We start from the raw sequence: 25,756 nt of genomic DNA on the forward strand, positions 1-25,756 counted from the left end.
CCGGGCTCAGCCGTAGTTCAGCGGCTTCACCGGCCCCGCCGCTGCCGCCACGGCATCGGCCAGCGGCTCGATGTCGGCCTCGGTGAGCGGTGAAACGGTGAGCCGGATGCCCTGGGACGCGGCCATCCTGAACCGCGCCCCGGGCGCCACCGCCCAGCCTGCCTGCAGCAGCCGCGCCACCGCACCGGTCTCGTCGCTGACCGGCACCCACACGTTCATGCCGCTGCGTCCGTGCGCCTCCACGCCCCGCTCCTCCAGCGCCTCCACGAGAGCGTCCCGCCGTTCTGCGTACGCCCGTGCCACCTCGCCCGAATCGACCGCGTCCGAGGACCACAGATGCACCACGGCCCGTTGCAGCAGTCTGCTGACCCAGCCCGGGCCCAGCCGCTGCCGGCCCGACACCCGGTCGACCGTGACCGGGTCGCCGGTCAGCACGGCGACCCGCACATCCGGTCCGTACGCCTTGGCCACGGACCGCACGAATGCCCACCGGTCCGTGGTGCCCGCCAGCGGGTACAGCGGCAGATCGACGATGGCGTGCCCGTGGTCGTCCTCGATCAGAAGGACGCCGCGGTGTCCGGCGAGGACGCCCCGCAGCTCGAAGGCGCGCCCGGCGCTGATCGCGGCCCCGGTCGGATTCTGCGCGCGATCGGTGACCACGAGTGCGCGGGCACCGGCGTTCAGCGCGTGCTCGACGGCATCGGGCAGCGGTCCCTCGTCGTCGAGCGCGACGGGCACGGGGCGCAGCCCCAGCGCAGGTACAAGATCCAGCAAACTGCCCCATCCCGGGTCCTCGACGGCCACCGCGTCACCGGGCTTGAGATGCGCGACCAGTACGCGCTCGATCGCATCCAGTGATCCGGAGGTCGCGACCACGGACCCGGCCGGCACTCCGTCGGCATCCAGCGCGGCGCGGGCGAGTGCGGCGAACTCCGGGTCCACCGGCGCCTGGCCGTACATTCCGGGCCGCCGCGTGTACTCACCCGTGGCCACCGCGAACGCCTCCCCCAGCGCGGGCAGCAGCGCCGGATCGGGGTTCCCCTCCCCCAGGTCCCGCACCCCGGGCGGCGCCTCGACCCGGAGCGAACCGCGCGCCGTACTCGCGGGGCGCGGGCGCACCCTGCTGCCCCGGCGCCCGGCCGTCTCGATCACCCCGCGCTCGCGGAGCGTGCGGTAGGCGGCCGCCACCGTATTGGGATTCACCCCCAGCAGGTCCGCCAGCTGCCTCATGGGCGGCAGCACCTGTCCGGGCGCGAGGTCCCCCGAGCCGACCCCGCGCTCCACACTGGCGGCAATTTCCGATGCGCGCCGCCCAACAATCCGATACTCTCCTAGCACAAACACGATTATGCACTAGTACAATGGAGTACCGCAATGTCGGACACCGCACCGCCGCAGACCACGGGCCCGGACGCCGCGGCCGGATATCAGCCGACCGAGCGCACCGTCCCGACCCGTTCCCGCGATCGCGCGGCGTACGACCGGGAACTGGTCCACTCGATACTCGACGAGGCGTACGTCTGCCATCTCGGCTTCGTCCGTGACGGCGCACCGGTCGTCCTGCCGACACTCTTCGGCCGGGTCGGCGATCGGCTCTACGTACACGGCTCGACCGGTTCCCGGCCGCTGCGGGAGGCCGACCGGACCGACCCCGGCCTCCCCGTCTGCCTGACGGTCACACATGTCGACGGGCTGGTGCTTGCCCGATCCGCCTTCCACCACTCGATCAACTACCGCTCCGTGGTGGTCCATGGCATCGCGCGCACGGTTACCGACCCGCAGGAGCGGCGGACCGCCCTCGACGCGATCGTCGACCACGTGGTGCCGGGCCGGTCCGCGGACTCGCGGCCCGCCGACGAGAAGGAGCTGGCAGCGACAGCGGTCATCCGCCTGGATCTTCAGGAGGTTTCCGCCAAGATCCGCACCGGCGGCCCCAATGACGAACCCCGCGACCTCGAGCTGCACCACTGGGCGGGCGTCGTCCCGCTCGCCCACGGTTACGCGACGCCGCTCCCCTCGAACGACCTCGATCCCGCCATCAGGGTGCCGGACTACATCGCCTCGCTCTGATCGCCCCCGGGGTGGCCGGGCCCGCCGCCGGGGAGACCGGCCCGTCCACCCCGGTGGTCAGGCCGGTACAGCCGCCCGGCAGCGGGCGCGCGACGCTGCGCGCCTCGGCAAATGCCGGCCCCGCTATCGGCCGCGAGCAGCAGCGTGCCGACGACGGTGGCCGCGGTGAGCTGTTCGCGGAGCACCACCACAGCAATGGCCGCCGCGCTGACCGGTTCGAGCAGCGTGATCACGGACACGGACACGGACACGGCCGCGGCACGCACCGCCGCGCCCGCGTACGGGGGCAGCGACGGACCGCTCGGGGACTGCCCGAGCCCGGTCTTCGTCAGGAGTGGCCGCCGCACAAGGCAGCAGGCGGCGAAAGTACGGCCGAACGCGTGATCGTCACATCACGTCGCAGCGCGACCCGCGGACAGCTCCCCCTCGGCAGGGGCTCGGCCTCCGTCCGATCCTGCAACGTGCCCCTCGCCCCGTCCCGATACGACGGGACCCGAGGACGTCCTCGGTGTCGACGACTGGGCGATGAAGGCACCGATCAGCACCATGGAACCGCCGATGAGCTGCGGCGCCGACAGGTGCTCGCCGAGCATCACCCAGGCCAGCACGGTGGCGACGACCGCCTCAAGACAGGCCACGACGCCCGCCACCGCGGGTGAGAGCAGCCGCACCGAGATCACCCCGGTGACGTAGGCGATCACCGTCGACATCAGCACGATCCAGGCGAGCAGCAACCAGGCAGGCACATTCGTGCCGCCCATGCCCGCGCTGCCGCCCAGGACCGACCAGTCCATGTCCCAGGGCCGTGCGACCACGGTGAGGAGGACCGTGCCGATCAGCAGTCCGTACGCAATGACACCGACCGGATGCGGAGGTTCGCCCCCTTCCGCGCTGTCCGCGCTGCCCTGGTCCGACAGGACGAAGTAGCCGACCTGGCAGCAGGCGGCGCCGAGCGCGAGCAGCAGCCCGACCACGTCGAAGCTCAGCCCCGACCAGATCTCGACCACGCAGGTGAGTCCCCCGACCGCGAGCACCACACCGACCGCGGCACCCCGGGTGACCGGCCGGCGCTGGACGAAGCGGACCCAGCCGAGGACGAGCGCGGGTGCCAGATACTCGACAAGAAGAGCGACGCCGACGGGGATACGGGAGAGCGCGGCGAAGTAGAAGGCCTGTACACCGGCCACGGCGAGCAGCCCGAACCCCAGCAGCAGGATTGGCCGACTGCGCACGAGCTCCCGGTGGCGCCAGGCGACGGGCAGCATGACAAGGGCGGCGCCCGCCACCCGCAACCACACCACATGCAGCGGATCGAGTCCTGCCTCGATCAGCGGCTTGGCCGCCACCCCCGAGCAACCGAATGCGAACGCCGAGGCCAGGGCAAGTCCCAGGCTGGCGCTTCTCCCCTGAGACGCGTACATCGACACATCATGACAGCTGCGGTCAGGCGTCGGCTTCCCGCCACCCCTGGCCGGGCGCCCCGACGATCCGGGCTGCGAGCTGCTCCGCGTCGACGCCGGCCCGCTGCAGCACCTCGACGGCCCGGCACTCGTGGTCCGAGGCCAGTGCCGCGAACAGATCGAACCCTCCGGCCCGTGCGTCACCGCGCAGCTCCGCCCGCGCACGGGCTTCGGCCATCGCCGAAGCAGCCGAGGGCGACCAGCCCTCAACTCCCTTGTCCCGCACAGCGGAATCCAGGTCCGCGACGACCGGGACAGCACCGGAGTGCTCCACCGCGCCCTGCCAGCGGAGCCCGTATCCGATACTGCGCTGGACGAGATAGCCGAGCACCTTGGCCAGCTGGGGCCCGCCCTCGAATGCCGCCCGCACCTCCGGGTCCGATTCGATGAGGGAGTGCAGCAGATGCGCAGTGTCGATCTGCCGGTCACCGTCGCGCAGTGCGCGCCTTCGGGCACCCGCCACCACGGCGGCCAGCTCCACTGTGAGTCTGGCGTCGAACTCAGCACGGTTCGGTGCGGGCTGCTGAGGGATCCGCGGCGTCCGGTTTTGCACACCTCTTACCCCATCAGTCCCACGGCGCCGAAGCATCGCCGGAGGGGCCCATTTAGGCATCCCACACAAGTTGGGCACACCAGAGCGGTTTCTCCTCCTTACGGATGAGATATCGCCACTCCCGGATCCGATCCGGGAAAACGGCGCGCGCCGCCTTGCACCGCGCGCGCTGAGCAACTGCGGACTCTTCCCGGCCGCGTTCCACTGCCATGACGACGGCCCGCACCCGCGCGTCTCCGACCGATTCGACGCCGCCCTGATCTGGCGGGCGGGATCGGACGGAACAGACCACATGGATCTGACAGTTCATCAGTATTGAATGTTCACGTCGCTCCGGCTACGTTCCGCGACACCGTAACCCGCCGAGAAGGGGTGGTCGCATGGCCGAAGTCAGTGCAGAAGCACGCATCGAAGCACCGGCCGAGAAGGTCTGGGCCCAGCTCACGGACTTCACCGCGTACGGCCAGTGGAATGCCACCCACACGAGTTTCCCCGAGGGCGGGCCGGCGACACTCGAACTCGCAGCCACCTATCTGGAGAACATGAAGCTCATGGGTTTCCCCGCCGAGGTGACCTGGACGGTGGCGGAGCTGGAGACCGCACGCCTGCTGGCCACCAAGGGCAAGGGGCCGATGGGAGTCAACCTGACCATGCGCTACTCACTCGCCCCCGACGGGGACGCGACCACGGTACGCATCGACGGGGAGTTCACCGGCGCCGCGGTCTCCCTGATGGCAGGCAAGCTCAAGGACTCGGCGACCGCCGCACTCGTCGAGTCGCTGCGCAAACTCGGCGGGCTTGTCGCCGCCTGACCGCCACCGGAGCAACGGGAAGGGCCTCGCGGCTCGGCCGCGAGGCCTTCGGCACACGTGCTCAGCGCTCAGTGCCCGTCGGCAAGGATCAGACAGGACAGAACCTGGAATCGGTGGCAGACGGTCGAAGACCTCGTCACCGGCGGAGCTCTTCGTTCCAGCGACACGGAATTGGCCTTGGCCTGCGGCTTTCCGCTGCGCGTACGGTCATGTCATGAGGATCCGAATCGTTGATGCGTTCACCGACCGCCCCTTCACCGGCAACCCCGCGGGAGTCCTGCTGCTGGACTCCGACGCCTTTGCCGACGACGAACAGCTCCAGCGGATTGCCATGGAGCTGAACCTCTCCGAGACCGCTTTCGCCCACCCACTGCCGCCGGGCGGCGACGCGGACTGGGCACTGCGTTGGTTCACCCCGACCAGCGAGGTCGACATGTGCGGGCATGCCACCCTCGCGACCGCGCATGTGCTCCACACCACCCGGACGGCAAGCGGCACGGTGCGTTTCGCGGCGCGGTGCGGCATCCTCACCGCGACCGCCCACCCCGACGGCACGGTCACGCTCGACTTCCCCACAGCCCCGCTGACACCGGAGACCGCCCCGGCCGGGCTGGCCGTCGCCCTGGGCACGGAACCGCTCTCCGTCCACGACACGGGCCCTCACCTCGGCGACATCCTCGTCGAACTGGCCGATGAGAGGAGCGTACGAGAAGTGACCCCGGATCTCGCCGCACTTACCCGTCTCTCCAAGCGGGGCGTCATCGCCACAGCCGCGGCCGAGGACCCCGCCCGCGGCTACGACTTCGTCTCGCGCGGCTTCTTCCCGCGCGTCGGGATCGACGAGGACCCGGTGACCGGCAGCGCCCACACCGCGCTGGCCCCCTTCTGGTCGGCCCGCTTCGGCCGTGACGAGCTGACCGGACTACAGGCCTCCGCCCGTTCCGGTCTGGTCCGCACCTCACTGCGCGGCGACCGCACCCTGCTGACCGGCAACGCCGTAACGGTCATCGACGGCGAACTGCTCACGGAACTCTGAGCCTTCCGACGACCGGGCAGAGGGCGTACGGACCATTCCCGTACGCCCTCTGTGCCGAACACCACCCACGGACTGCTTTCGTACGCCCCTGTCGGTGAACACCACCCAGCGGCGCCGACCGCACTCACGGCGTAGGCAGCCACCCAACCTTCCCCGCCAGCAGGGCATATCCGACAAATGCCCCGATATCGAGCAGCGCATGTGCCGCGACCAACGGCCCGACCCGGCCCCAGCGTCGGTAGAGCAGCACGAAGACAACGCCCATCACCATGTTGCCGATGAAGCCGCCGATGCCCTGATACAGGTGGTACGAGCCGCGCAGCACCGAGCTCGCCACCAGGGCGGCCATCGGCGTCCACCCCAACTGCCCGAGTCTGCGCAGCAGATACCCGGCGACGATCACTTCCTCCACCACGGAGTTCTGGAGTGCGGAAAGGATCAGGACCGGGAATTTCCACCACACATCGGGGAGTGATTCCGGGACCACGGTCAGATTGAAACCGGCTGCCCGCGCCACCAGATAGAAGGCGAGCCCGGCGCTCCCGATACCCGCCGCAACCATCATGCCGCGCCCCAGGTCCAGCCATGGCCTGGTCCGGTCGAAACCGATGGCGCGCAGGCTCGTCCCCTCCCTCATCAATAGATGCGCGACGAGGGCGACGGGCACCAGAGCCGTCGCGATTCCGAAGAGTTGCCAGGCGAGATCCAGCCATGGACGCCCTGGTGCGTACGAGCCGTTGAGCGTTGCGGCCTGTTCCTTCAAACTCCCTGGTTTCGTCAGTGATCCGACAAAACTGATCAGGGCAGACACCCCGCTGGCGCCCAGCGAGAGAGCCAGCACCAGCACCGTTTCGGACTGCAAGATCCGCCGCGACACGGTCTCTTGGCGGAAAGATTCAGCCACGTACCCCGCCTCCACCTGTACACCTGCCTTGAGTTGTGCATTCACGCCCCATCCTGCTCCCCGTCCCGCTAGGGTCTCGAATGCAGGTACGAAGATCATGCGCGACAGTCCGGGGGCAACCACCATTGGCGATGGTGTGGTCCCCCTTTTCCTTGTTCATCCTCAAGGAGGGGCACCACCGTCATGGGACGTCACAGCTTGCCCGATGACTACGCGACCGACGGCAGCGGGGACGGTCCGCCGCCGCACCGTCGCCGCACCGTCTCGATCGCAACCATGCTCGTCCTCGGAGTGGCGGCGGGAACGGCAGTCGCGGTGCAGGGCGGCCTGCTCTCGTTCTCGGAGTCCTGCGAGGAATCCGCCGTACGTCTGTCCATGGTGGCCTCCCCGGACATCGCCCCCGCCGTGCGTGCCGTCGCCGACAAGGCACGCAAGGACAATGTGAAGTCCGACGGCCACTGTCTGTACGTGCGGGTGGTGGCGCGCGATTCCTACAAGGTCGCCGATGCCCTCAGCTCCGGCAACCGTGCCCCGGACTACCAGATCTGGTTGCCCGACTCCGACCTCTGGCTCGACCGGGCCAAAGGTTCCGGTGACGGCATCCCGATCACACCGGGCGATTCCGTCGCCTCCTCCCCCGTCACCCTGGCCATGGTGCCGTCGGCGGCCAAGAGTCTGGGCTGGCCGAAGAAGAAGTACTCCTGGGCCGCGTTGACGGCCACGGCCATGGACTCGGACAAGGTGCGCCTCGGCGCGGCCGACCCGGCGCGCAGCGCCACCGGTCTGCTTGCGCTCTCCAGCATCGGCGCGTCCTCCGAGAAGCAGGGCGGCGACAGCGACACCAGGGTCGCGGCAACCGCCAAGCTGCTCGCGCAGCGCATGTCGGACGGTGACACCCAGGTGCTCGAAACGCTGGCGCACGGCGATTCGGGCGCCGAGCAGGACAATCCGAAGCGCAACCGTGCGTTGCTCCTCTCCGAGCAGGCCGCGTTCGCCCACAACGCGCAGTCGACCGGCGGTGGAAGGCTCGATCTCTTCTATCCCAAGGACGGCACCCCGCTGCTCGACTACCCGTACACGCTGGTGGACGAGATGAGGATGAGCACCTTCGAGGGCCGGGCGGCCCTGCGGTTCATGGCACTGCTGAATGAGCCGGGCGCGCAAGCCATCCTGAAGGAGCACGGCTTCAGAAGCGTGGACGGGTCGGCCACGGAGTCGGTGGTCGCATCGGCGGGCGGCAGGAAGCCCCAGCCGTACGCCACCACAGCTGCCGCAGCGCCGTCCGCCAAGGCGCTCCAGCAAACGCTCGGCATGTGGACGATCACGGTGCAGAGCGCCCGGCTGACGACGGTCGTCGATGCCTCGGGTTCGATGGCCACGATCGTGCCGGGGCGCAACCAGTCCCGGATGGACATCACCAAGGCGTCCCTGATCGAGGCCCTCAATCAGTTCACCCCGAACGACGAGATCGGGCTCTGGGAGTTCGCCACCACGCTCGACGGCGACAAGGACTACCGACAGCTGGTGCCGACCGACCGGCTCGGCAATCCGGCGAAGGGCGGCGGCACCCACCGTGAGAGGCTCGCCGCGGCCTTCTCCGCACTGCAGCCGGTGCCGGGCGGCGCGACCGGCCTGTACGACACCACTCTGGCCGCGTACAAGCACGCCCAGGCAACGTATGTGAAGGGCAAGTTCAACGCTGTGGTGATCCTCACCGACGGCTCGAACCAGGACGACGGCTCCAGCTCCCGCAGCGCCCTGGTCGCGGAACTGAAGCGGATCGCCGACCCGGAGCGTCCGGTGCCGCTCCTCGCCATCGCGGTCGGCCCCGAGGCCGACCGCGAAGAGGTGAACGAGATAGCGAAGGTGACCGGCGGCGGGGGCTACCAGGTCACCGACCCGGCCGAGATCCAGGCCGTGATTCTGCAGGCTGTCATGACGGCCGGGCACACCAGCCACGCAGCCCAGGAGTAGCGCTCAGCGCAGTCGGGAACGGCAGCGCTTGTTGGCGCCACGCCACAACGGGTCACGGCGCGGGGACACCCGCCGGCCAGCTGTGCACGGGTTCGCCGCTGTGCATCAGTTCGGCGTACCGGCGGGTGGTCGCGGCCAGTGCCGCATGCCGTTCGAGTCCGGCCTCCCGTGCCCGGTGGTAGGCGTCCACCTGCCAGGACGCTCCGTTCACCCGCCGCTTGCAGCGCTCCTCGATGACCCCGAGGTAACGGTCGCGGTCCGCAGCCTCGATGTTCCAGGCGTCGAGCCCCGCAGCGGCCAGCGGTAGAAGTTCGTCCCGTACCAGCTTGACCGCCGGCACCCGGGTCAGCCCGCCCGAACGGCCGGGACTGGGCCAGATCAGCTCCGCGTCGATGCCGTGGCGGCAGGCGGTGTCGAAGTTCTCGGCCGCTGCTGCGAACGGGAGCCTGGTCCACACGGGACGGGATTCCTCGGCCAGCGCCCGAACGATCCCGTAGTAGAAGGCGGCATTGGCGATCACATCGGTGACGGTGGGGCCGGCGGGCAGGACCCGGTTCTCCACCCGCAGGTGAGGTACGCCGTCGGCCAGCCCGTACACGGGCCGGTTCCAGCGGTAGACCGTACCGTTGTGCAGCACGAGTTCCTGCAGCCGCGGCACCCCGCCCTCGTCGAGCACCCGCAGCGGGTCCTCCTCGTCACGGATCGGCAGCAGCGGGGGGAAGTAGCGCAGATTCTCCTCGAAGAGCTCGTACGCCGAATCGACCCACCGCTCGCCGAACCAGGTCCTGGGCCGCACCCCTTGGTTGTGAAGTTCGGGCGGTCTGGTGTCCGTGGCCTGCTGGAAGAGCGGCGGCCGCGATTCCCGCCACAGCTCCCTGCCGAACAAGAAGGGAGAGTTGGCGCCGAGGGCGATCTGGACCCCGGCGACGGCCTGAGCCGCGTTCCATACGGCCGCGAAGCGCGCCGGTGTGACCTGCAGGTGCAGCTGAACCGATGTGCAGGCAGCCTCGGGGGTGATCGAGGAGGAGGTGGAGACCAAGCGCTCCACGCCTTGGATATCGAGGGAGAATTCCTCGCCCCGCGCAGCCACCATTTGATCGTTCAGCAGTGTGTAGCGTTCCGCGGCCGAGAGGTTCGCCACAACGAGGTCCTGACGGCCCAGGGTGGGCAGAATTCCGATCATCATGATCCCGGCACCGACCTCGCCCGCCTTCCTATGGGCATATCCGAGGCCGGTCCTGAGCTCTTCGGCCAGCTGGTCGAAAACGCGTCCGTCCAGGTGGTGCGGGACTATGTTCATCTCCAAATTGAACATCCCGAGTTCGGTCTGGAAATCACGGCTCGCGATGCGGGGGAGCACCTCCCCATTCACCATCTTCGGCATGCCGTCGGAGCCTGCCAGATTCAGCTCGATCTCCATGCCCATGAGGTTGCGGGGGCGGTCGAACCTCCGCTCCGCCAGGAGCCTCTCCAGCCCCTCCACGCACTGGTGGAGCTTCCTCCGGTACCTCTGCCGATCGGACAGATCAAAGGCGCCCGCCACGACCTTCTCCCCCATCGAAGCGTCCCTCCCTCGAGTGGGCGGCCCGCGGCCCAGGCCGCTCGCGTCACGATCGATAATGCCCAGGCCCGGTGATCCATAACGCCCCCACGAACGCAGCGCACCCACTAATCTGAGGGCGGCCGACCGGGCACATTCCCTTGGCATGATGCAGTGCACGGTTTCCGCCACCCCGCACGTAGAGAAAACGCCGACTCGTTTCGGCCGACCGCGCCCAGGAGAAAGTCCCTGGCGGCGGCTGCGCCACTGACGAAGAATCAGCATAATCTCCGCATAATTAAGTCCTGATACCGCCTTGTCGGCAATACCTGCGGCGGCTAGTGGAATCACTGCGCGAACACGTGTCGTATAAACTTCGCGGACGAGGCAGAGAGTTGACGCACCGGCCCAGTCACCGGCCTCCTCTGGCCCCGCACGCCGACAGCGCCGTCTGCACCCGCCCACGCATCACCGTGTCTCCGAAGTGAGAGGCGACCCACTATGCCGCTGCATGTTCCCCCGGCTCCCGCGCCCGCTCTGTGCAGCGTTCTCGCGGCACTCGGTTCACCCACCGCAGTCCGCGAGGCCCGCACACCCGCTCTCCGAGCCGCCCAGGGGCCCCTGAGCCCCGAACTCCCACTCCCCGTCCACGTACTGGACCGGATCGGCCCGAACGGGCTCGCACCCGCCACCCGGCTTGCCGCGTGGCGGTTCCTGATACGCAGCTCGGAGCAGGCCATCGCCGCGGCGGACACCATCCTCACCCCGGAGGGCTGGACCTTCTCGCACTTCTTCGAGGGTCCGTATATCGCCTCGACCGAACTCGCCCTGCGCCAGGCCGAGACGGTTACACCGCACTACCAGCCACGGCTGCTGTCCATTCCGGAGCTCTACATGCTGGCGCTGTGGCTGCACACCGACACCGAGGCCGACGCCTCCGGCGGGACGCTCGCCCCCGCCGATCTCCTGGTACCGCTGGCACCCGCACCTCCGGGCATCGCGGCGCATCGCCCGCATCGGGTCGCCGATCTACTCCGCGTGATGACGCTGCGTATCACCCCGGGCACCGGTCCGTTGCTCGGATCACCGGCCTGACCACGGCCGCACCCCACATCACCGCACTGTGCCCCGCCACCTTCTCCAGTGGCGGGGCACAGTGCTGCGGGGCGCGCATCCCGCCCATCCGGACTAGCCCGGTCCGGCCGCCCCGAACCACCCGAAGGGACAGTGCGGTTGCGGTGAACCGTCCGGCCGGGTGACGCGTCCTCGGAGTAAGGAGAAGTGCTGCTGCGAAATCCCTGCGGATTGACGCTCGTGGCGCAACACTGGGACCGGACCGATCGATACGGGGAGCGGCCATGAACACCTCATCAAGCCGCAGGACATTCACCACAACGCAGCGAAAGAACCCATCCATGTGCCAGCACCAGCCACCATGCCCGACCGCCGACTCAGCCGACCGGGAAGCCGCCCGCCTGACGGCACACCACCCGGAACAGGGCTGGAGCCTGCTGTGCAACGGCGTCCTGTTCTTCGAGGACACCGGTGAGCTGCTCCCGGACGGGCAGATCATCGCCCCGCACCGGCCCCTGGGGACCGGCCGGGTGATGAAGGCCGCCTGACCCCGGTACGAACTGGGGCCGGCCCGGAGGACTCTCCGCACCGGCCCCGACGCATGTCCGCGTCACGCCCTACCACTCATGTCTCAGTTGTCGTACTCGTCCAGCGGCGGGCAGGAACAGACGAGGTTGCGGTCACCGAAGGCACCATCGATTCGGCGCACCGGCGGCCAGTACTTGTCGGCGGCCGAGACTCCGGCCGGGAAGACCGCCACCTCACGACTGTATCCGTGGTCCCACTCCCCACCCAGCATCGCCGCGGTGTGCGGAGCATTGGTCAGCGGGTTGTCGTCCGCGCTCCACTCGCCGGAGGCCACCTTCTCGACCTCGCCGTGAATCGCGATCATCGTGTCGCAGAAGCGGTCGAGCTCCGCGAGGTTCTCGCTCTCGGTCGGCTCGATCATCAGCGTCCCGGCGACCGGGAACGACATGGTCGGCGAGTGGAAGCCGTAGTCGATCAGACGCTTGGCGATGTCGTCGACGCTGACGCCGGTGGCCTTGGAGATCGGCCGCAAGTCCACGATGCACTCGTGCGCGACGAGCCCGGCCGGGCCGTTGTACAGGATCGGGTAGTGCGGTTCGAGACGCTTGGCGATGTAGTTGGCGGCGAGCACGGCGACCTGCGTCGCACGCTTCAGGCCCTCCCCGCCCATCAGACGTACGTACGCCCAGGAGATGGGGAGAATGCCGGCCGAGCCCCACGGTGCGGCCGAGATCGGTCCGACACCGGTCTCCGGGCCCGCCGCGGGCTGCAGCGGGTGGTTCGGCAGGTACGGGGCGAGGTGCGCACGCACACCGACCGGGCCGACGCCGGGGCCGCCGCCGCCGTGCGGGATGCAGAAGGTCTTGTGCAGGTTGAGGTGCGAGACGTCGCCGCCGAACCGGCCCGGCTTGGCGAGGCCGACCAGCGCGTTGAGGTTGGCACCGTCGACGTACACCTGACCGCCGGCGTCGTGCACCTCGGCACAGATGTCGGCGACGTGCTCCTCGAACACACCGTGCGTCGACGGGTAGGTGATCATGAGCACGGCAAGCTCGTCGCGGTGCTTCTCGATCTTGGCGCGGAGGTCCTCGATGTCGACCTCGCCATCGTCGGCCGTCTTGACCACGACGACCTTCATGCCGGCCATCACGGCGCTGGCGGCGTTCGTGCCGTGCGCGGAGGACGGGATGAGGCAGATGGTCCGCTGGTCGTCGCCGTTGGCCCGGTGGTACGCACGCACGGCCAGGAGGCCCGCGAACTCGCCCTGCGATCCGGCGTTCGGCTGGATCGAGACCGCGTCGTACCCGGTGACCTCGGCGAGGCGCTCCTCCAGCTCACGGATGAGGGTGAGGAAGCCCTGCGCCTGCTCGGCCGGCGCGAAGGGGTGCAGTGCGCCGAACTCGGGCCAGGTGATCGACTCCATCTCGGTGGTCGCGTTCAGCTTCATCGTGCAGGAGCCGAGCGGGATCATGCCGCGGTCCAGGGCATAGTCCCGGTCGGCGAGCTTGCGCAGGTAGCGCAGCATCGCGGTCTCGGAACGGTGCTGGTGGAAGACCGGGTGGGTGAGGATCTCGTCGGTCCGCAGCAGGCCCTCGGGCAGCGCGTCGGCAGCCGCGGCGTCCAGCGCCTCGATGTCCCCGTCGGCGCCGAAAGCGGCCCAGACGGCGGCGATCTGCGTACGCGTGGTGGTCTCGTCGCAGGCGAGGGACACCAGATCGGCGTCGACGAGACGCAGGTTGACACCGCGCTCGCGGGCGGCGGCCACGACATCGGCGGCCTTCCCCGGGACGCGCACGGTGAGGGTGTCGAAGTAGGCGCCGGTCACGACGTCGATACCGGAGGCGCGCAGGCCCTCGGCCAGGATGGTCGCGTAGCGGTGGGTGCGCCGAGCGATCGTCCGCAACCCGTCCGGGCCGTGGTAGACGGCATACATCCCGGCCATGACGGCGAGCAGCACCTGAGCGGTACAGATGTTGCTGGTGGCCTTCTCGCGGCGGATGTGCTGCTCGCGGGTCTGCAGGGCCAACCGGTATGCCTTGTTGCCGTCCGCGTCGACGGAGACGCCGACGAGGCGTCCCGGCAGGCTGCGGGCGAACTTCTCGCGTACGGCCATGAAGCCGGCGTGCGGTCCGCCGAAGCCCATCGGCACGCCGAAACGCTGCGTGGTGCCGATGGCGATGTCCGCACCCAGGTCGCCCGGTGAGGTGAGCAGGGTCAGGGCCAGCAGATCGGCGGCGACCGTGACGATCGCACCGAGCTCGTGGGCCTGCTCGATGACGGGCCCGATGTTCCGTACCGCCCCGGAGGCGCCCGGGTACTGCAGCAGGACACCGAAGACACCGCGCTCGGCGATCTCTGCCGGGATGCCGTCGGAGAGGTCGGCGACGACGACCTCGACACCGGTCGGCTCGGCACGGGTCTCGATGACGGCGATCGTCTGCGGCAGAGCGTCGGCGGCGACCAGGAAGACACCGTTCTTGACCTTGCCGACGCGCCGCGAGAGCGCCATGGCCTCGGCGGCCGCGGTGCCCTCGTCGAGCAGCGAAGCACCGGAGGTGGGCAGCCCGGTCAGCTCGGCGACCATCGTCTGGAAGTTGAGGAGCGCCTCCAGGCGGCCCTGCGAGATCTCCGGCTGGTACGGCGTGTAGGCCGTGTACCAGGCGGGGTTCTCCATGACGTTGCGGAGGATCACCGGCGGGGTGAAGGTGCCGTAGTAGCCGAGCCCGATCATCGGGGCCAGCACCTGGTTGCGGTCGGCGAGGGCGCGCAGTTCGGCGAGAACCTCGGCCTCGGTACGGGCGGCCGGCAGCTGGAGTGCCTCCGCGCTCTTGATGACGTCGGGCACCGCGGCCGCAGTCAGGTCGTCGAGCGAGCCGTAGCCGACCTGAGCGAGCATCTTCGCCTGTGCCTCGGCATCGGGTCCGATGTGGCGCTGTTCGAAGGGGATGCCCTGCTCCAGCTCGGAAAGCGGAGTGCGACGGGGGGTCATGGTGGAGGCCTCCTGGTCTGTCACGACCTGCGAGGGGCACCACGGCGCGGGTGCCCGAACGGCCTCCCCCTCTGTCATCTCAACCTGAGAGCTTCACCGGCGCACCCTGAGGCGTACCGGCTTTCACCGTCGGTGAGGAAGGGAACCGTACCGGCGCTCGGCCGCACGGAACCCGCCCTGCTTTCCAGAGTGACCTCGTCCGTGCGGTACGGGGGCCTGAGAGATTCCGGGGAGGATTTGCTCCTTCGGCGCCTTCGGATTCGCTCCGGAGGACTCTCCCGCACGGGGTCAGCAGCCGTAACCAGCGTACCAGCGGGGTTCACGGCGCAATTCTCGAGTGGCCAACCCCCCGGATCTGCACTTCTGTAGTGCTAGTGGAGTAGCCGCGACCAGTGGGAGGGACCGTGCAGACCGACATCGACCCGCGCCGCCTGATCGGCCGCAAGGCGTTCGACCGCAAGGGCACCAAGATCGGAACCGTGGACGAGGTGTACCTCGACGACGCGACCGGTGCGCCCGAGTGGGCGGCCGTTCGCACCGGACTGTTCAGCCGGGACGCGTTCGTCCCGCTGGAACCCAGCGAATTCGTGGAGGATTCGCTCCGCGTCCCCTTCGACCGTGCACTGATCAGGGACGCGCCCGACTTCGGCGTCGGCCGCCATCTCTCGCCGGAACAGGAACTCCAGCTCTACCGTCACTACGGTCTGGACTCCCCGCCCGAGGAGACCGGACCAGACAGGGACTTCGGCAGACTGGCCGGCCAGGACGAGTAGTCCACCGGGTTCCGCACCAGCGGCAGCGGATCGGCCGGCTGCAGCTCGGGATCGTCGATCCGGAACGTACGCACCCGGCCGGGCGCCGACCCTGGCTCCTCGAACCGCACGGTGACCCGGCCGACTCCGCTGCCCTGTACCCAGCCCTGGCCGTATGTGTCATGCCGCACGTCGTGGCCGGCGGGCCAGCGCCGTGCGGCGAGTTGTTCAGCGGTCTCCGGGGTCTCCTCCTGTGCGCTGTCCGCCAGCTGGTCCCCGTCGTCCCCCGCCGCTGTCTCCTCCTCGACCGTTTGCCCGGTCGCGGCCTGTTCCCCGGCGGCCTGGGCGAAGAGGTCCTCCTGCGTGTAGTCGGCCAGGCCCGTGACGCCCACGCCCAGGAGCCGTACGCCTCCGGTGGTGTCCACGGCCTCCAGGAGCCGTGCGGCGGCCTCCCGGACCACTGTGGGGTCGTCCGTGGGCCCACGCAGCGTCTCGGACCTCGTGAGCGTGGAGAAGTCGTACCGCCGTACCTTCAGCACCACCGTCCGCCCGGACCGCCCCGCGCCCCGCAACCGCTCGACACATCGGTCGGCCAGCCGTTCCACCTCCGTCCTGACCCGCACCCGGTCGTGCAGGTCGGTGTCGAAGGTGTCCTCGACCGACACCGATTTCGCGTCGCGCTCCGCAACCACGGGCCGGTCGTCGTATCCGAACGCCATGCGGTGGAGCGAGCCGCCGTGCGCCTTGCCCAGCAGCCGTACGAGCTCCGCCTCACCCGCCTCGACCAGGTCATTGACCGTCGTCATCCCGGCGCGGCGCAGATGGTCCGCCGTCGCGGGTCCGACGCCGGGAAGGATCCGTACCGACATGGGCGCGAGCAGCTCACGTTCCGTTCCGGGCTCTATGAGCAGCAGCCCGTTCGGTTTCGCCTCCTCCGAAGCGATCTTGGCCAGCATCTTGGAGCCGGCGAGCCCGACCGAGCCGGTGAGTCCGGTGACCGCCTTGATGGCCGTACGCAACTGCTCACCGATCTCCAGCGCGGAGGCGCTGTCATCGGCCGTCCCACCGGCTTCCAGGTCGACAAATGCTTCGTCCAGGCTGAGCGGCTCCACCAGCGGGGAGAGCCGCCCCAGCAGTTCCATCACCTGGTCGCTGACCGTCCGGTACAGCAGGAAACGGGGCACCAGATAGGCCGCGTTGGGGGCCAGCCGCCGCGCCTGCGCCGTGGGCATCGCCGAGTGCACCCCGAAGCGCCGTGCCTCGTACGACGCGGTGGCGACGACTCCACGCGGCCCCAGCCCGCCCACCACGACCGGTTTGCCGCGCAGGCTGGGCTTCGCCGCCTGCTCGGCAGCGGCGTAGAAGGCATCCATGTCCAGATGCAGGATGGTGGGCGCGGCTCTCACATCAATCGATGCTGCCCTACGGCACTGACAATTGCCGCGCCCGAATCCCGGGCCGGGTCAGCCGGCGCGGTTGCGCCGACGCGCGAGCTCATCGGTGGGGTTGTTCCCGACCAGCGTCTCGCCGGTGTCCACCCGCTCACCGTGCAGCTGTGACAGCGCCGCGTCGACGTCCTGCCACACCACACCCACGGCGATACCGAAGACCCCCTGGCCGCCCTGGAGCAGATCGACGACTTCGTCGGGCGAGGAGCACTCGTAGACCGTCGCCCCGTCGCTCATCAGCGTCATCCGCTCAAGATCCTGGAAACCTCGGGCCCGTAGATGCTGGACCGTGGTGCGGATGTTCTGCAAAGCGACGCCCGTGTCCAGGAAGCGCTTCACGATCTTCAGCAGGACGACGTCCCGGAAGCTGTAGAGCCGCTGTGTGCCCGAGCCGTATGCCGGACGCACGCTCGGCTCGACCAGCCCCGTACGCGCCCAGTAGTCGAGCTGCCGATAGGTGATCCCCGCAGCCGCGCAAGCTGTCGGCCCGCGATAGCCGATGTCGCTGGCCGATGCCACGCCGCCCCCCGCCACCGCTGCCGGTTCAACCGGTTGCCTGATGGTGCGGCCGGCTGTACTCCCCTGGTGCGGATACGGCCCACCCACTGCCGTACCGTCGCCGCTGCTTCTCACGCCGACCTCCGTCCTTGACCTGCCATCTCGAAGGTAGGCAGTCACTCGGGGTGCGTCAACGATCGCCACACTCGGCACGCCGAGTGATAATCACCCTGAGGGTGGTTTCCCGTGTCTCTCGAGCGGGAAAGGCTTGTCGGATGCGCTGAATGCGACCCCGTAGAACGGTTACTGACTGTTGGTACCGAAGTCCTCCGGTGAGATCTGGTCGAGGAACTCGCGGAACTTCTCCACCTCGTCCTCCTGCTCGTCCGGGATGGCGATACCGGCATCGTCGAGCACCCCGTCACTGCCGTAAATCGGCGTTCCGGTGCGCAGTGCGAGCGCTATGGCGTCGGACGGCCGGGCGCTCACCTCGATCCCGCTGGCGAAGACCAGCTCCGCGTAGAAGACCCCTTCACGCAGGTCCGTGATACGGACCTCGGTGAGCTCCTGGCCGACGGCCTCGAGCACATCCTTGAAGAGATCATGGGTCAGCGGCCTGGCCGGAGCCATGCCCTGCTGGGCGAAAGCGATCGCGGTCGCCTCACCAGGACCGATCCAGATGGGGAGGTACCGGTCGCCTCCCACTTCACGCAGGAGCACGATCGGTTGGTTGGAGGGCATTTCCACCCGGACACCCACAACGTCGAGCTCGTTCACACAGCAACCCTAGGACGTGCGCGGCAGGTTTGGGTAGTCGGGCACCGACGTGATCAGTGGAGCCGGACCCGCAGAGCGGTCTGCACAAATGACGAATGAAGCCGTACAGACAACTCTGCGAGCTCCCTCGCGGTGGCCTCCGCATGTGCCCTGGTCTGCGGATTCCGGTGCCGACGCAGAGGCGCGATCACCTGCTCGATGAGTCCCGCCTCACGGTCCGCAGCTGCCCGAATGGCACGCAGGTGACGCGGCTCCAGACCGAATCGCCCCAGATCCGCCACAAGCTTGGCCACCGTGACCATTTCCGCGTCATAACCGCCCTCGACGGCCGGAGCGACCAGGCCGTACGACTCCCACTCATCCAGGTCACTCTCGGCAACCTCGGCGGCCGCAAGCAGCTCGGCGCGGCCGATACGGGCCGCGGTCGCCCGTCCGGGGTGGGCGTCCCAGCCGCCGTCGGTCAGGTCCCGCGGGCCGCCCTCGGACGGCAGGGTGGACTGTTCACCGCGGGCGAGGGCATCCAGATGCTCCCGGATGACCTTCAGAGGAAGGTAGTGGTCCCGCTGCATACGCAGCACCTGAGCGAGCCGCTCCACGTCGGCCCCACGGAACTTGCGATAGCCGGAGGGGGTCCGCTGCGGCTCGACGAGACCTTCGGCCTCCAGGAAGCGAATCTTGGAGATCGTGACCTCGGGAAACTCGTCCCGCAGTTGCAGGAGCACCGTGCCGATGCTCATCGGGCGGTCGTCGGCGGAGGCGGTGCCGTGACCGGCACCGCCCGTCGATGTTCTCAGCATGGACCTTCCCTGACGGGTCAGATGCCCCGCTGGCTCGCGTAGAAGACCAGCCGGTACTTGCCGATCTGCACTTCGTCGCCGTTGGACAGGGCGACGGAGTCGATACGCTCGCGGTTGACGTAGGTACCGTTCAGGCTGCCCACGTCCCCGACCGTAAAGCTGCCGTCGGGGCTCCTGCGAAACTCCACATGCCGCCTCGACACCGTCACGTCGTCGAGGAAGATGTCGCTCTGCGGGTGGCGGCCGGCCGTGGTCAGCTCACCGTCCAACAGGAAGCGGCTGCCTGAGTTCGGACCACGTCGCACCACCAGGAGCGCCGAGCCGAGCGGAAGAGCGTCGACAGCGGCCTGTGCCTCGGGCGAGAGGGACGGTAGGGGCGTTTGCCCGGTGGCCTCCGCGTCGTACGCCTCAAGTCCGGAGATGGAGATGGTCGAGGTCGTCTCCGAGGCACGCTCGGGAATTCCACCCCTCAGCGGCGCACCACAGTTGGAGCAGAAACGACTGTCCTCGGCGTTGCGATGCCCGCACCTCGTGCAGACCGGCATGGACGAACCCTCCTGCCTGGGGGTGAACCCTCCACCCTTACTTGAGGTTGACGGTTCTCCGGAACCTATGCGGCCGGCACCGGCGGGGTCAACAGACGACGCGCCGGAAGCGCCCGAATTATCACTGCCCGAACCGGACATCTGATCGCGGAAGAGCGGGCGCTGCGAGCCCTGCTCCTCCGCCTGGCCATTACGCGATGCGCGATGGCGGGCAGCTTCATCGCGAGCGCTCTTGCCGAACAACTTCCCAAACAACTTCACGGGCGATTCCCCTTGACCGAAATAGACCCGCCCGTGGGGCAGGACGAACCCTGAACGAACACACCTGCCGACCCGGACATCTTTACAACGTCCGTATCCACTCGACAGTTTCCACCACGCACCACCATTACGATGCGGCGACCCCCCGCAACCTCCTGCCCGTCTCCTTCGGCCCCTCCGTGCCGCGGCCTCACGAGGAGGACGACCGAGCGTAGTCAGGCCGCTTCGCCGGTCGCAAGACGTCCACGACGATGTCGTCGGCCTGCTCCACATGCACGGCGGCCTGCTCCTTCTCCAGTGTCTGCACCACACCACCAGGGATGTTCAGCGCCGTCTCCAGATCCTGGGGCTTGCCTATCACCTTGAAAACGTACGGCGCGGTGATCTTACGGCCGTCCACCTTGACGTTGCCCCCGTCACCGGAGAAGAACGTATTGGCCACCACTCTCACTCCGTTTACCTCGATCGCTTCGGCACCCGCCGCACGCAACTCCTGCAGCGCGTCGAGCAGCATGTCCGCCTTGATCCCGTCTCCCGGGTCATTGACGGTGAGCGTGATCCCGGGCCCGTGTGCCGCCACGGTGCCCGCGAGAATACCGAGTTGCCGCTCCTTTTCCACTGTCTGCTTACGCGCCTCCTCAGCCTGGTCGGAGCTGTTCTCCAACTCCGTACGCTGAGCGTCGAGGCGCTGCTTCTCGTCCTCCAGGCGCTGAGTACGGTCGTCCAGCTCATCGAGAATGCGGACCAGGTCCTCCTGGCGGGCACCCCGCAGTGCGCTGTTGTCGCTGTTGGAGCGCACCTGAATGGCCAGCCCGAGACCGAGGACGAACAGCAGAAGCGCGACGACGAGTTGGGCCCGCGTCACCCGCGGCGGCCAGAGTCCGGCGACCAGCCGCTGACGCCCGGTGAGCTCTTTGGCGGCATCGGCCGGCTGCTCGCCGGTGTGCCCCTTGTCGCTGGGAAGTTCTTCGTTGTTCATCGACCTCAGGCCTGGAAGACGTGCCGGCGGATGGCCGCGGCGTTGGAGAAGATCCGGATCCCGAGCACGACCACCACACCGGTGGAGAGCTGCGCTCCGACGCCCAGCTTGTCGCCCAGGAACACGATCAGTGCGGCCACCACGACGTTCGACAGGAACGACACAACGAAGACCTTGTCGACGAAGATGCCGTCGAGCATGGCCCGCAGCCCTCCGAAGACTGCGTCGAGAGCAGCCACGACGGCGATCGGAAGATAGGGCTCGACCACCGCCGGCACCTCGGGTCGGACCAACAGTCCGACCACCACTCCCACGACGAGGCCCAGTACGGCGATCACGATGTGCCCTTCCCTGCGTCTGCCGCACCACTGCCGGTGTCTGCGGCCTTATAAGGCTCTGCTGTTCGTACGATCAGGCTCGGCGCGACCGGGAGGTTGACCTTCTCCTGGACGGACATGCTCGTCCGGATGTCGAATGTGTCCTTGAGCGCCTGCAGATACTGGCCGTCAGCACTCTCATGGAATGCGGTGCTGAACTGCTTCCCATTCCCCACCGCCAGCACCGTGTACGGCGGCACGAGCGGTCTGTTGTCGACCAGTATGGCGTCGCCGGCCGCGCGGATCGCCGACAGTGCCGTCAGACGCTGCCCGTTGATCGCGATCGCCTCCGCACCGGACTGCCAGAGGCCGTTGACGACCCGTTGCAGGTCCCGGTCGCGGACCCGTCCGGTGTCGGCGAATCCGCTGGTCCCCCTCGGCCCGTCACCACCCTGGTCGGTGTCCTCGGCGTCGTCGACGACAAGTTTCACGCCGGGCCCCTCCACCGGTGTGGCCCCGGCGAGCAGTGCCACCAGCTCCCCCTGGTCCCCCCCGTGCTTCTCCAACGCCTTGCGCTGGCGCCTTCCCACGTCGTCCCTGAGTTTGTCGACCTGCGACTCAAGGGTGTCGGCGGCCGCCGTCTCCGCGTCGATGCGGTCGATCAACTCCTCGCGCTCCTTGGCGAGGACCGGAGCGGAGACACGAGCCTGCGCGGCCCCGAGCGTGACCACAAGTGCAGCAAGCACCAGACACGCGGCAAGGCCGAGTTTCGACTTGAGCGTGCGAGGCATGCCCGCACTCCCATCGGTCTTGCGACGCGCCGACGCTTCGGCATATCCATCGTCCAGGCTGTGGTCCATCACATTGGTCAACAGCGACATGGACGCGTCGGGGCGTGCGGGAGGCGAGGCCGTACTCCGATCGGGGGGTTGCTGCGACATGCCGCACATCGTCGCACGTCGCCACTGCTACCGCCGAATGGCCCCACCGGTGTGCCCGCCGGCGCGGCCGGACGCTTCCAGGCACACCGGTGGAACCCTCAGTGACCTGCGGTCTCCACGACCGCCGCCCATTCGTCCAGCAGCGCCTGCGCGGAGTTGTCATCCGGACCTTCAGCCCACAAATGGGTGACCGCTTCGGCCGGGTCCGGCAGGACCATCACCCACCGCCCGTCGGCCTCGACGACCCGTACACCGTCCGTCGTATCGACGCTGCGGTCGCCGGCGGCCTCCACAACCCGCCGCATGACCAGGCCCTTGACGGCCCAGGGTGTGGCCAGATCCCGGCGTAGGACGTGGGCACGGGGAATGCGGGCATCGATCTGGCTCAGAGTCAGCTGGGTCCTGGCAACGAGCCCGAGGAGTCTCACGAAAGCAGCCGATCCGTCGAAGACGCTGCTGAACTCGGGAACGATGAAGCCACCACGGCCGTCTCCACCGAAGATGGTGCCTTCCTCGCGTCCCACACGCGTCAGATCGTCGGGCGATGTCGTCGTCCATTCGACCTGCGTGCCGTGGTACGCCGCGACCTGCTCGGCGACCCGCGTCGTGGTCACCGGCAGCGCCACCCGCCCGCTGCGCCGCTCGGCCGCCACAAGGTCGAGCATCACCAGGAGCGCCCGGTCGTCCTCCACGATCCTGCCCCGTTCGTCGACCAGGGAGAGTCGCTCGCCGACCGGATCGAACCGCACGCCGAACGCGGCCCGTGCCGAGGAGACGATCTCGCCCAACCGCACCAGTCCTGAGCGCCGGGTATCGGCGGATTCGGTGGGCCGTGATTCGTCGAGGCCGGGATTGATGGTCAATGCGTCCACGCCGAGCCGGCCCAGCAGACTGGGCAGGACGAGCCCGGCACTGCCGTTGGAGGCATCGACGACAACCTTGAGACCCGCGTCCGCAATCCCCGTGGTGTCCACGTTCCGCAGCAGCGATCCGGTGTACGAGTCGAAGACGCTGGATGGGAAGTGCAGGTCCCCGATCTCCCCCGGGAAGGCACGGCGGTATTCCTGACGGGCGTAGACCCGGTCCAGCTTCCGTTGCCGCGCCTGGGAGAGATCCGCACCCCGCTCGTCGAAGAACATGATGTCGACCGAGTCGGACACACCGGGGGACGTACGGATCATGATCCCGCCGGCGCTGCCCCGTGCGGTCTGCTGGCGTGCGACGGGCAACGGTACGTTTTCCAGGTCCCGGACATCGATGGCGCTGGCCTGAAGCGCCGAGATCACCGCTCTCTTCAGCGCACGGGCGCCACGGGAGTGGTCACGGGCGGTGGTGACCGTCGAGCCCTTCTTGAGGGTCGTGGCATAGGCTCCGGCGAGCCGGACCGCCAGCTCCGGCGTGATCTCTACGTTGAGAATGCCGGACACACCGCGGGCCCCGAAGAGGTGAGCCTGTCCGCGGGATTCCCAGATGACGGAGGTGTTGACGAAGGCTCCGGCTTCGATGGTCTTGAACGGGTAGACGCGAACATTTCCCTGAATGATCGATTCTTCACCGATCAGGCACTCGTCCCCGATGACCGCGCCGTCCTCGATGCGGGCGGCCCGCATGACGTCGGTGTTCTTCCCGATCACGCATCCGCGCAAATTGCTGTGCTGGCCGATGTAGACATTGTCGTGCACCACAGCCTTGTGCAGGAATGCACCGCTTTTGACAACAACATTCGACCCGATGACCGTATGCTCGCGAATCTCCACTCCCGCTTCGACTTTCGCGTAGTCCCCGATGTAGAGGGGGCCTCGCAGTACCGCGTCGGGATGTACTTCAGCGCCTTCGGCGACCCATACGCCGGGCGAGATCTCGAAGCCGTCGATCTCGACCTCGACCTTGCGCTCAAGAACGTCCGCTTGGGCCTTCACATAGCTCTCGTGGGTACCCACATCCTCCCAGTACCCCTCGGCGACATAGCCGTAGATGGGCTTGCCTTCCTTCATGAGCTGCGGGAAGACGTCACCGGACCAGTCCACCGAGACATCGGCCTCGACATAGTCGAACACCTCGGGCTCCATGACATAGATGCCCGTATTGACGGTATCCGAGAAGACTTGGCCCCAGGTGGGCTTCTCCAGGAAACGCTCGACCTGTCCCGCCTCGTCCACAATGGTGATGCCGAATTCCAGGGGATTCGGCACGCGGGTCAGGCACACAGTCACCAGCCCGCCCTTTTCCTTGTGGAAGGCGATGAGGTCGGTGAGATCGAAGTCGGTGAGCGCGTCACCAGAAATGACGAGGAAGGTTTCGTCCTTCAGCGCTTCCTCGGCATTCTTCACGCTTCCCGCGGTGCCGAGCGGTTTCTCTTCATTGGCATAGCTGAGCTCCATCCCGAGCTCTTCGCCGTCCCCGAAGTAGTTCTTGACCAACGAGGCGAGAAACTGGACCGTTACGACCGTCTCGTTGAGCCCGTGCCGCTTGAGCAACCGAAGCACATGCTCCATGATCGGCCGATTAGCGACGGGCAGAAGCGGCTTGGGCATGCTTGAGGTCATGGGGCGAAGGCGAGTGCCTTCGCCGCCAGCCATCACGACGGCCTTCATGTCGGAAACGTCCTCCTTGCAGAGACGACGGTCTGGCCGACTTTGCCCGTCAGGGCACCATCCGGGTCATCAGCGGCGGGCCGGCCACACTGCACGGCACCCGCATCAACGAGCTCAATCGGCTGCTACATCCGCCTTGACGAGCCGGCGGACCTGAACGACGTAGAGGATCCCTGCCCACCAATAGAGCGTTGTACCCCAACCTGCGAACGCCCATCCGAAAACAGCGGCCAGCGATGCAAGCCAACCACTTCCGTCGCTGAGCAGCAACAAGGGGAACGCGTACATCAAGTTGAACGTGGCAGCCTTCCCCAGAAAGTTCACCTGGGGCGGCGGATAGCCGTGACGGCGAAGGATTCCCACCATCACGAGGAGCATCAGCTCGCGGGCCAGAAGTGCTGCGGTGAGCCAGAGCGGCAGGATCTCCCGCCAGGTCAGGCCGACGAGGGTCGAGAGGATGTAGAGGCGGTCTGCGGCAGGGTCCAGGAGCCGACCGAGGCTGCTGATCTGGTTCCACCGGCGGGCGAGCTTACCGTCGAGGTAGTCGCTGATGCCGCTGAACATCAGCACCAGCAGGGCCCAGCCATCGCTTTGGGGGCCGCCGAACACAGGGCGAAGAATCAACCACAGGAAGAGCGGAACCCCGACAAGGCGAGCCATGCTGAGGATGTTGGGGATGGTGAGTACCCGGTCCGTCTGAACCCGAGTCTCCTGGACCTCCACCCGGGGGCCTCCTGTGTGAAGAACGTGCCGATGATGCCCCCCGACCTTACACTCAGCCACCGCCGACAGATACACAGGGGTAACGCAAGACCTCGTGAACGCAGAAAAGCCCCGTGCCACAAGGGCACGGGGCTTTCCCGAAAAGGAGTTCGGCGGCGTCCTACTCTCCCACAGGGTCCCCCCT

Annotated in this window: 25 protein-coding genes and 1 riboswitch; of the genes, 8 read left to right on the top strand and 17 right to left on the bottom strand. The window is 68.1% G+C overall.

What is annotated here, in order from left to right; translation table 11 throughout:
- Positions 1 to 6 precede the first annotated feature (6 nt).
- Entirely contained in the window at positions 7 to 1,338 is a 1,332-nt protein-coding gene (locus ACH4EW_RS29980; protein ID WP_398262289.1) for an aminotransferase class I/II-fold pyridoxal phosphate-dependent enzyme, read from the bottom strand.
- 36 nt (positions 1,339 to 1,374) lie between these two features.
- On the opposite strand from ACH4EW_RS29980, the gene ACH4EW_RS29985 reads away from it, so the two are divergent.
- Positions 1,375 to 2,070 (top strand): pyridoxamine 5'-phosphate oxidase family protein, encoded by a 696-nt coding sequence (locus ACH4EW_RS29985; RefSeq protein ID WP_398262291.1) that lies wholly within the window; start codon positions 1,375 to 1,377, stop codon positions 2,068 to 2,070.
- On the opposite strand, the gene ACH4EW_RS29990 is transcribed toward ACH4EW_RS29985, so the two are convergent.
- The 3 genes from ACH4EW_RS29990 to ACH4EW_RS30000 are packed head-to-tail and all read right to left on the bottom strand — an operon-like array spanning position 2,052 to position 4,083.
- Positions 2,052 to 2,417, bottom strand: a complete 366-nt coding sequence (locus tag ACH4EW_RS29990) for a hypothetical protein (protein ID WP_398262293.1) — start codon at positions 2,415 to 2,417, stop codon at positions 2,052 to 2,054. The genes ACH4EW_RS29985 and ACH4EW_RS29990 overlap by 19 nt on opposite strands.
- 45 nt (positions 2,418 to 2,462) lie before the next feature.
- Positions 2,463 to 3,491 carry an EamA family transporter gene (locus tag ACH4EW_RS29995; protein ID WP_398262295.1) on the bottom strand — a complete coding sequence of 343 codons (1,029 nt, stop codon included), beginning with the start codon at positions 3,489 to 3,491 and terminating at the stop codon, positions 2,463 to 2,465.
- 22 nt (positions 3,492 to 3,513) lie between these two features.
- Positions 3,514 to 4,083 (bottom strand): Clp protease N-terminal domain-containing protein, encoded by a 570-nt coding sequence (locus ACH4EW_RS30000; RefSeq protein ID WP_398262297.1) that lies wholly within the window; start codon positions 4,081 to 4,083, stop codon positions 3,514 to 3,516.
- Positions 4,084 to 4,213: 130 nt separating this feature from the next.
- On the opposite strand from ACH4EW_RS30000, the gene ACH4EW_RS30005 reads away from it, so the two are divergent.
- The 3 genes from ACH4EW_RS30005 (at position 4,214) to ACH4EW_RS30015 (ending at position 5,931) form a co-directional block, all read left to right on the top strand.
- Positions 4,214 to 4,402: a hypothetical protein gene (locus ACH4EW_RS30005; protein WP_398262333.1), complete on the top strand. Its 189-nt coding sequence runs from the start codon at positions 4,214 to 4,216 to the stop codon at positions 4,400 to 4,402.
- 61 nt (positions 4,403 to 4,463) lie between these two features.
- A complete protein-coding gene (locus tag ACH4EW_RS30010) occupies positions 4,464 to 4,895 on the top strand; it encodes an SRPBCC family protein (protein ID WP_398262299.1) in 432 nt (143 codons plus the stop codon).
- 214 nt (positions 4,896 to 5,109) lie between these two features.
- Positions 5,110 to 5,931 carry a PhzF family phenazine biosynthesis protein gene (locus tag ACH4EW_RS30015; RefSeq protein WP_398262301.1) on the top strand — a complete coding sequence of 274 codons (822 nt, stop codon included), beginning with the start codon at positions 5,110 to 5,112 and terminating at the stop codon, positions 5,929 to 5,931.
- A gap of 124 nt (positions 5,932 to 6,055) precedes the next feature.
- Here ACH4EW_RS30015 and ACH4EW_RS30020 read toward each other — a convergent pair whose 3' ends face one another.
- A complete protein-coding gene (locus tag ACH4EW_RS30020; protein WP_398262335.1) occupies positions 6,056 to 6,835 on the bottom strand; it encodes a CPBP family intramembrane glutamic endopeptidase in 780 nt (259 codons plus the stop codon).
- Between the two features lie 183 nt (positions 6,836 to 7,018).
- On the opposite strand from ACH4EW_RS30020, the gene ACH4EW_RS30025 reads away from it, so the two are divergent.
- Complete coding sequence (locus tag ACH4EW_RS30025) at positions 7,019 to 8,809, top strand: substrate-binding and VWA domain-containing protein (RefSeq protein ID WP_398262303.1); 1,791 nt, start codon at positions 7,019 to 7,021, stop codon at positions 8,807 to 8,809.
- A 52-nt stretch (positions 8,810 to 8,861) separates the two neighbouring features.
- Here the strand turns inward: ACH4EW_RS30025 and ACH4EW_RS30030 are convergent, their stop codons facing one another.
- Positions 8,862 to 10,367: a glutamate-cysteine ligase family protein gene (locus tag ACH4EW_RS30030; protein WP_398262305.1), complete on the bottom strand. Its 1,506-nt coding sequence runs from the start codon at positions 10,365 to 10,367 to the stop codon at positions 8,862 to 8,864.
- Between the two features lie 483 nt (positions 10,368 to 10,850).
- Here ACH4EW_RS30030 and ACH4EW_RS30035 point away from each other — a divergent pair, with 483 nt between their 5' ends.
- Complete coding sequence (locus tag ACH4EW_RS30035) at positions 10,851 to 11,444, top strand: hypothetical protein (RefSeq protein ID WP_398262307.1); 594 nt, start codon at positions 10,851 to 10,853, stop codon at positions 11,442 to 11,444.
- A gap of 320 nt (positions 11,445 to 11,764) precedes the next feature.
- The gene (locus ACH4EW_RS30040) at positions 11,765 to 11,971 is read left to right on the top strand and encodes a DUF5999 family protein (protein WP_398262309.1); all 207 of its coding nucleotides are present in this window, start codon (positions 11,765 to 11,767) and stop codon (positions 11,969 to 11,971) included.
- 83 nt (positions 11,972 to 12,054) lie between these two features.
- Here ACH4EW_RS30040 and gcvP read toward each other — a convergent pair whose 3' ends face one another.
- Complete coding sequence (gcvP, locus tag ACH4EW_RS30045; protein WP_398262311.1) at positions 12,055 to 14,940, bottom strand: aminomethyl-transferring glycine dehydrogenase; 2,886 nt, start codon at positions 14,938 to 14,940, stop codon at positions 12,055 to 12,057.
- Between the two features lie 194 nt (positions 14,941 to 15,134).
- A riboswitch (glycine riboswitch) is annotated at positions 15,135 to 15,231 on the bottom strand.
- Positions 15,232 to 15,344: 113 nt separating this feature from the next.
- Between gcvP and ACH4EW_RS30050 the strand changes: the two genes are divergently transcribed.
- A complete protein-coding gene (locus ACH4EW_RS30050) occupies positions 15,345 to 15,713 on the top strand; it encodes a PRC-barrel domain-containing protein (RefSeq protein ID WP_398262313.1) in 369 nt (122 codons plus the stop codon).
- Here the strand turns inward: ACH4EW_RS30050 and ACH4EW_RS30055 are convergent.
- The 10 genes from ACH4EW_RS30055 to ACH4EW_RS30100 all read right to left on the bottom strand — a co-directional run bounded on the left by ACH4EW_RS30055 (position 15,638) and on the right by ACH4EW_RS30100 (position 25,572).
- Positions 15,638 to 17,098, bottom strand: a complete 1,461-nt coding sequence (locus tag ACH4EW_RS30055) for a DNA polymerase IV (protein WP_398262315.1) — start codon at positions 17,096 to 17,098, stop codon at positions 15,638 to 15,640. The two genes, ACH4EW_RS30050 and ACH4EW_RS30055, sit on opposite strands and share 76 nt — an antisense overlap.
- Positions 17,099 to 17,155: 57 nt before the next feature.
- Entirely contained in the window at positions 17,156 to 17,773 is a 618-nt protein-coding gene (locus tag ACH4EW_RS30060) for a MerR family transcriptional regulator (protein WP_398262317.1), read from the bottom strand.
- Between the two features lie 168 nt (positions 17,774 to 17,941).
- The gene (locus ACH4EW_RS30065; protein WP_153291781.1) at positions 17,942 to 18,415 is read right to left on the bottom strand and encodes a bifunctional nuclease family protein; all 474 of its coding nucleotides are present in this window, start codon (positions 18,413 to 18,415) and stop codon (positions 17,942 to 17,944) included.
- Positions 18,416 to 18,468: 53 nt separating this feature from the next.
- Positions 18,469 to 19,212, bottom strand: a complete 744-nt coding sequence (locus tag ACH4EW_RS30070) for a MerR family transcriptional regulator (RefSeq protein ID WP_398262319.1) — start codon at positions 19,210 to 19,212, stop codon at positions 18,469 to 18,471.
- Positions 19,213 to 19,229: 17 nt separating this feature from the next.
- Complete coding sequence (locus tag ACH4EW_RS30075) at positions 19,230 to 20,018, bottom strand: FHA domain-containing protein (RefSeq protein ID WP_398262321.1); 789 nt, start codon at positions 20,016 to 20,018, stop codon at positions 19,230 to 19,232.
- Positions 20,019 to 20,208: 190 nt separating this feature from the next.
- Positions 20,209 to 20,997, bottom strand: coding sequence for a DUF881 domain-containing protein (locus ACH4EW_RS30080; protein ID WP_398262323.1), 789 nt, complete (start codon positions 20,995 to 20,997; stop codon positions 20,209 to 20,211).
- 5 nt (positions 20,998 to 21,002) lie between these two features.
- On the bottom strand, positions 21,003 to 21,335 hold the full coding sequence (locus ACH4EW_RS30085) for a small basic family protein (protein WP_398262325.1): 333 nt from the start codon (positions 21,333 to 21,335) through the stop codon (positions 21,003 to 21,005).
- Positions 21,332 to 22,255, bottom strand: a complete 924-nt coding sequence (locus ACH4EW_RS30090) for a DUF881 domain-containing protein (protein ID WP_398262327.1) — start codon at positions 22,253 to 22,255, stop codon at positions 21,332 to 21,334. The genes ACH4EW_RS30085 and ACH4EW_RS30090 overlap by 4 nt, the downstream gene beginning before the upstream one ends.
- A gap of 98 nt (positions 22,256 to 22,353) precedes the next feature.
- The gene (locus ACH4EW_RS30095; RefSeq protein WP_398262329.1) at positions 22,354 to 24,849 is read right to left on the bottom strand and encodes a sugar phosphate nucleotidyltransferase; all 2,496 of its coding nucleotides are present in this window, start codon (positions 24,847 to 24,849) and stop codon (positions 22,354 to 22,356) included.
- Between the two features lie 114 nt (positions 24,850 to 24,963).
- Positions 24,964 to 25,572, bottom strand: a complete 609-nt coding sequence (locus tag ACH4EW_RS30100; RefSeq protein ID WP_398262331.1) for a CDP-alcohol phosphatidyltransferase family protein — start codon at positions 25,570 to 25,572, stop codon at positions 24,964 to 24,966.
- Positions 25,573 to 25,756 lie beyond the last annotated feature (184 nt).

Origin of the sequence: Streptomyces sp. NPDC018000, assembly GCF_044328025.1 — a bacterium.
Lineage (GTDB): Bacteria > Actinomycetota > Actinomycetes > Streptomycetales > Streptomycetaceae > Streptomyces.

Bases quoted from the DNA above. Each gene is read 5' to 3' on its own strand.
- ACH4EW_RS30095 (WP_398262329.1), bottom strand. From the start codon at position 24,849: ATGAAGGCCGTCGTGATGGCTGGCGGCGAAGGCACTCGCCTTCGCCCC.
- ACH4EW_RS30025 (WP_398262303.1), top strand. From the start codon at position 7,019: ATGGGACGTCACAGCTTGCCCGATGACTACGCGACCGACGGCAGCGGG.
- ACH4EW_RS30010 (WP_398262299.1), top strand. From the start codon at position 4,464: ATGGCCGAAGTCAGTGCAGAAGCACGCATCGAAGCACCGGCCGAGAAG.
- ACH4EW_RS30070 (WP_398262319.1), bottom strand. From the start codon at position 19,212: ATGCTGAGAACATCGACGGGCGGTGCCGGTCACGGCACCGCCTCCGCC.
- ACH4EW_RS30080 (WP_398262323.1), bottom strand. From the start codon at position 20,997: ATGAACAACGAAGAACTTCCCAGCGACAAGGGGCACACCGGCGAGCAG.
- ACH4EW_RS29985 (WP_398262291.1), top strand. From the start codon at position 1,375: ATGTCGGACACCGCACCGCCGCAGACCACGGGCCCGGACGCCGCGGCC.
- ACH4EW_RS30015 (WP_398262301.1), top strand. From the start codon at position 5,110: ATGAGGATCCGAATCGTTGATGCGTTCACCGACCGCCCCTTCACCGGC.
- gcvP (WP_398262311.1), bottom strand. From the start codon at position 14,940: ATGACCCCCCGTCGCACTCCGCTTTCCGAGCTGGAGCAGGGCATCCCC.
- ACH4EW_RS30040 (WP_398262309.1), top strand. From the start codon at position 11,765: ATGTGCCAGCACCAGCCACCATGCCCGACCGCCGACTCAGCCGACCGG.
- ACH4EW_RS30030 (WP_398262305.1), bottom strand. From the start codon at position 10,367: ATGGGGGAGAAGGTCGTGGCGGGCGCCTTTGATCTGTCCGATCGGCAG.
- ACH4EW_RS29995 (WP_398262295.1), bottom strand. From the start codon at position 3,491: ATGTACGCGTCTCAGGGGAGAAGCGCCAGCCTGGGACTTGCCCTGGCC.
- ACH4EW_RS30035 (WP_398262307.1), top strand. From the start codon at position 10,851: ATGCCGCTGCATGTTCCCCCGGCTCCCGCGCCCGCTCTGTGCAGCGTT.
- ACH4EW_RS30090 (WP_398262327.1), bottom strand. From the start codon at position 22,255: ATGTCGCAGCAACCCCCCGATCGGAGTACGGCCTCGCCTCCCGCACGC.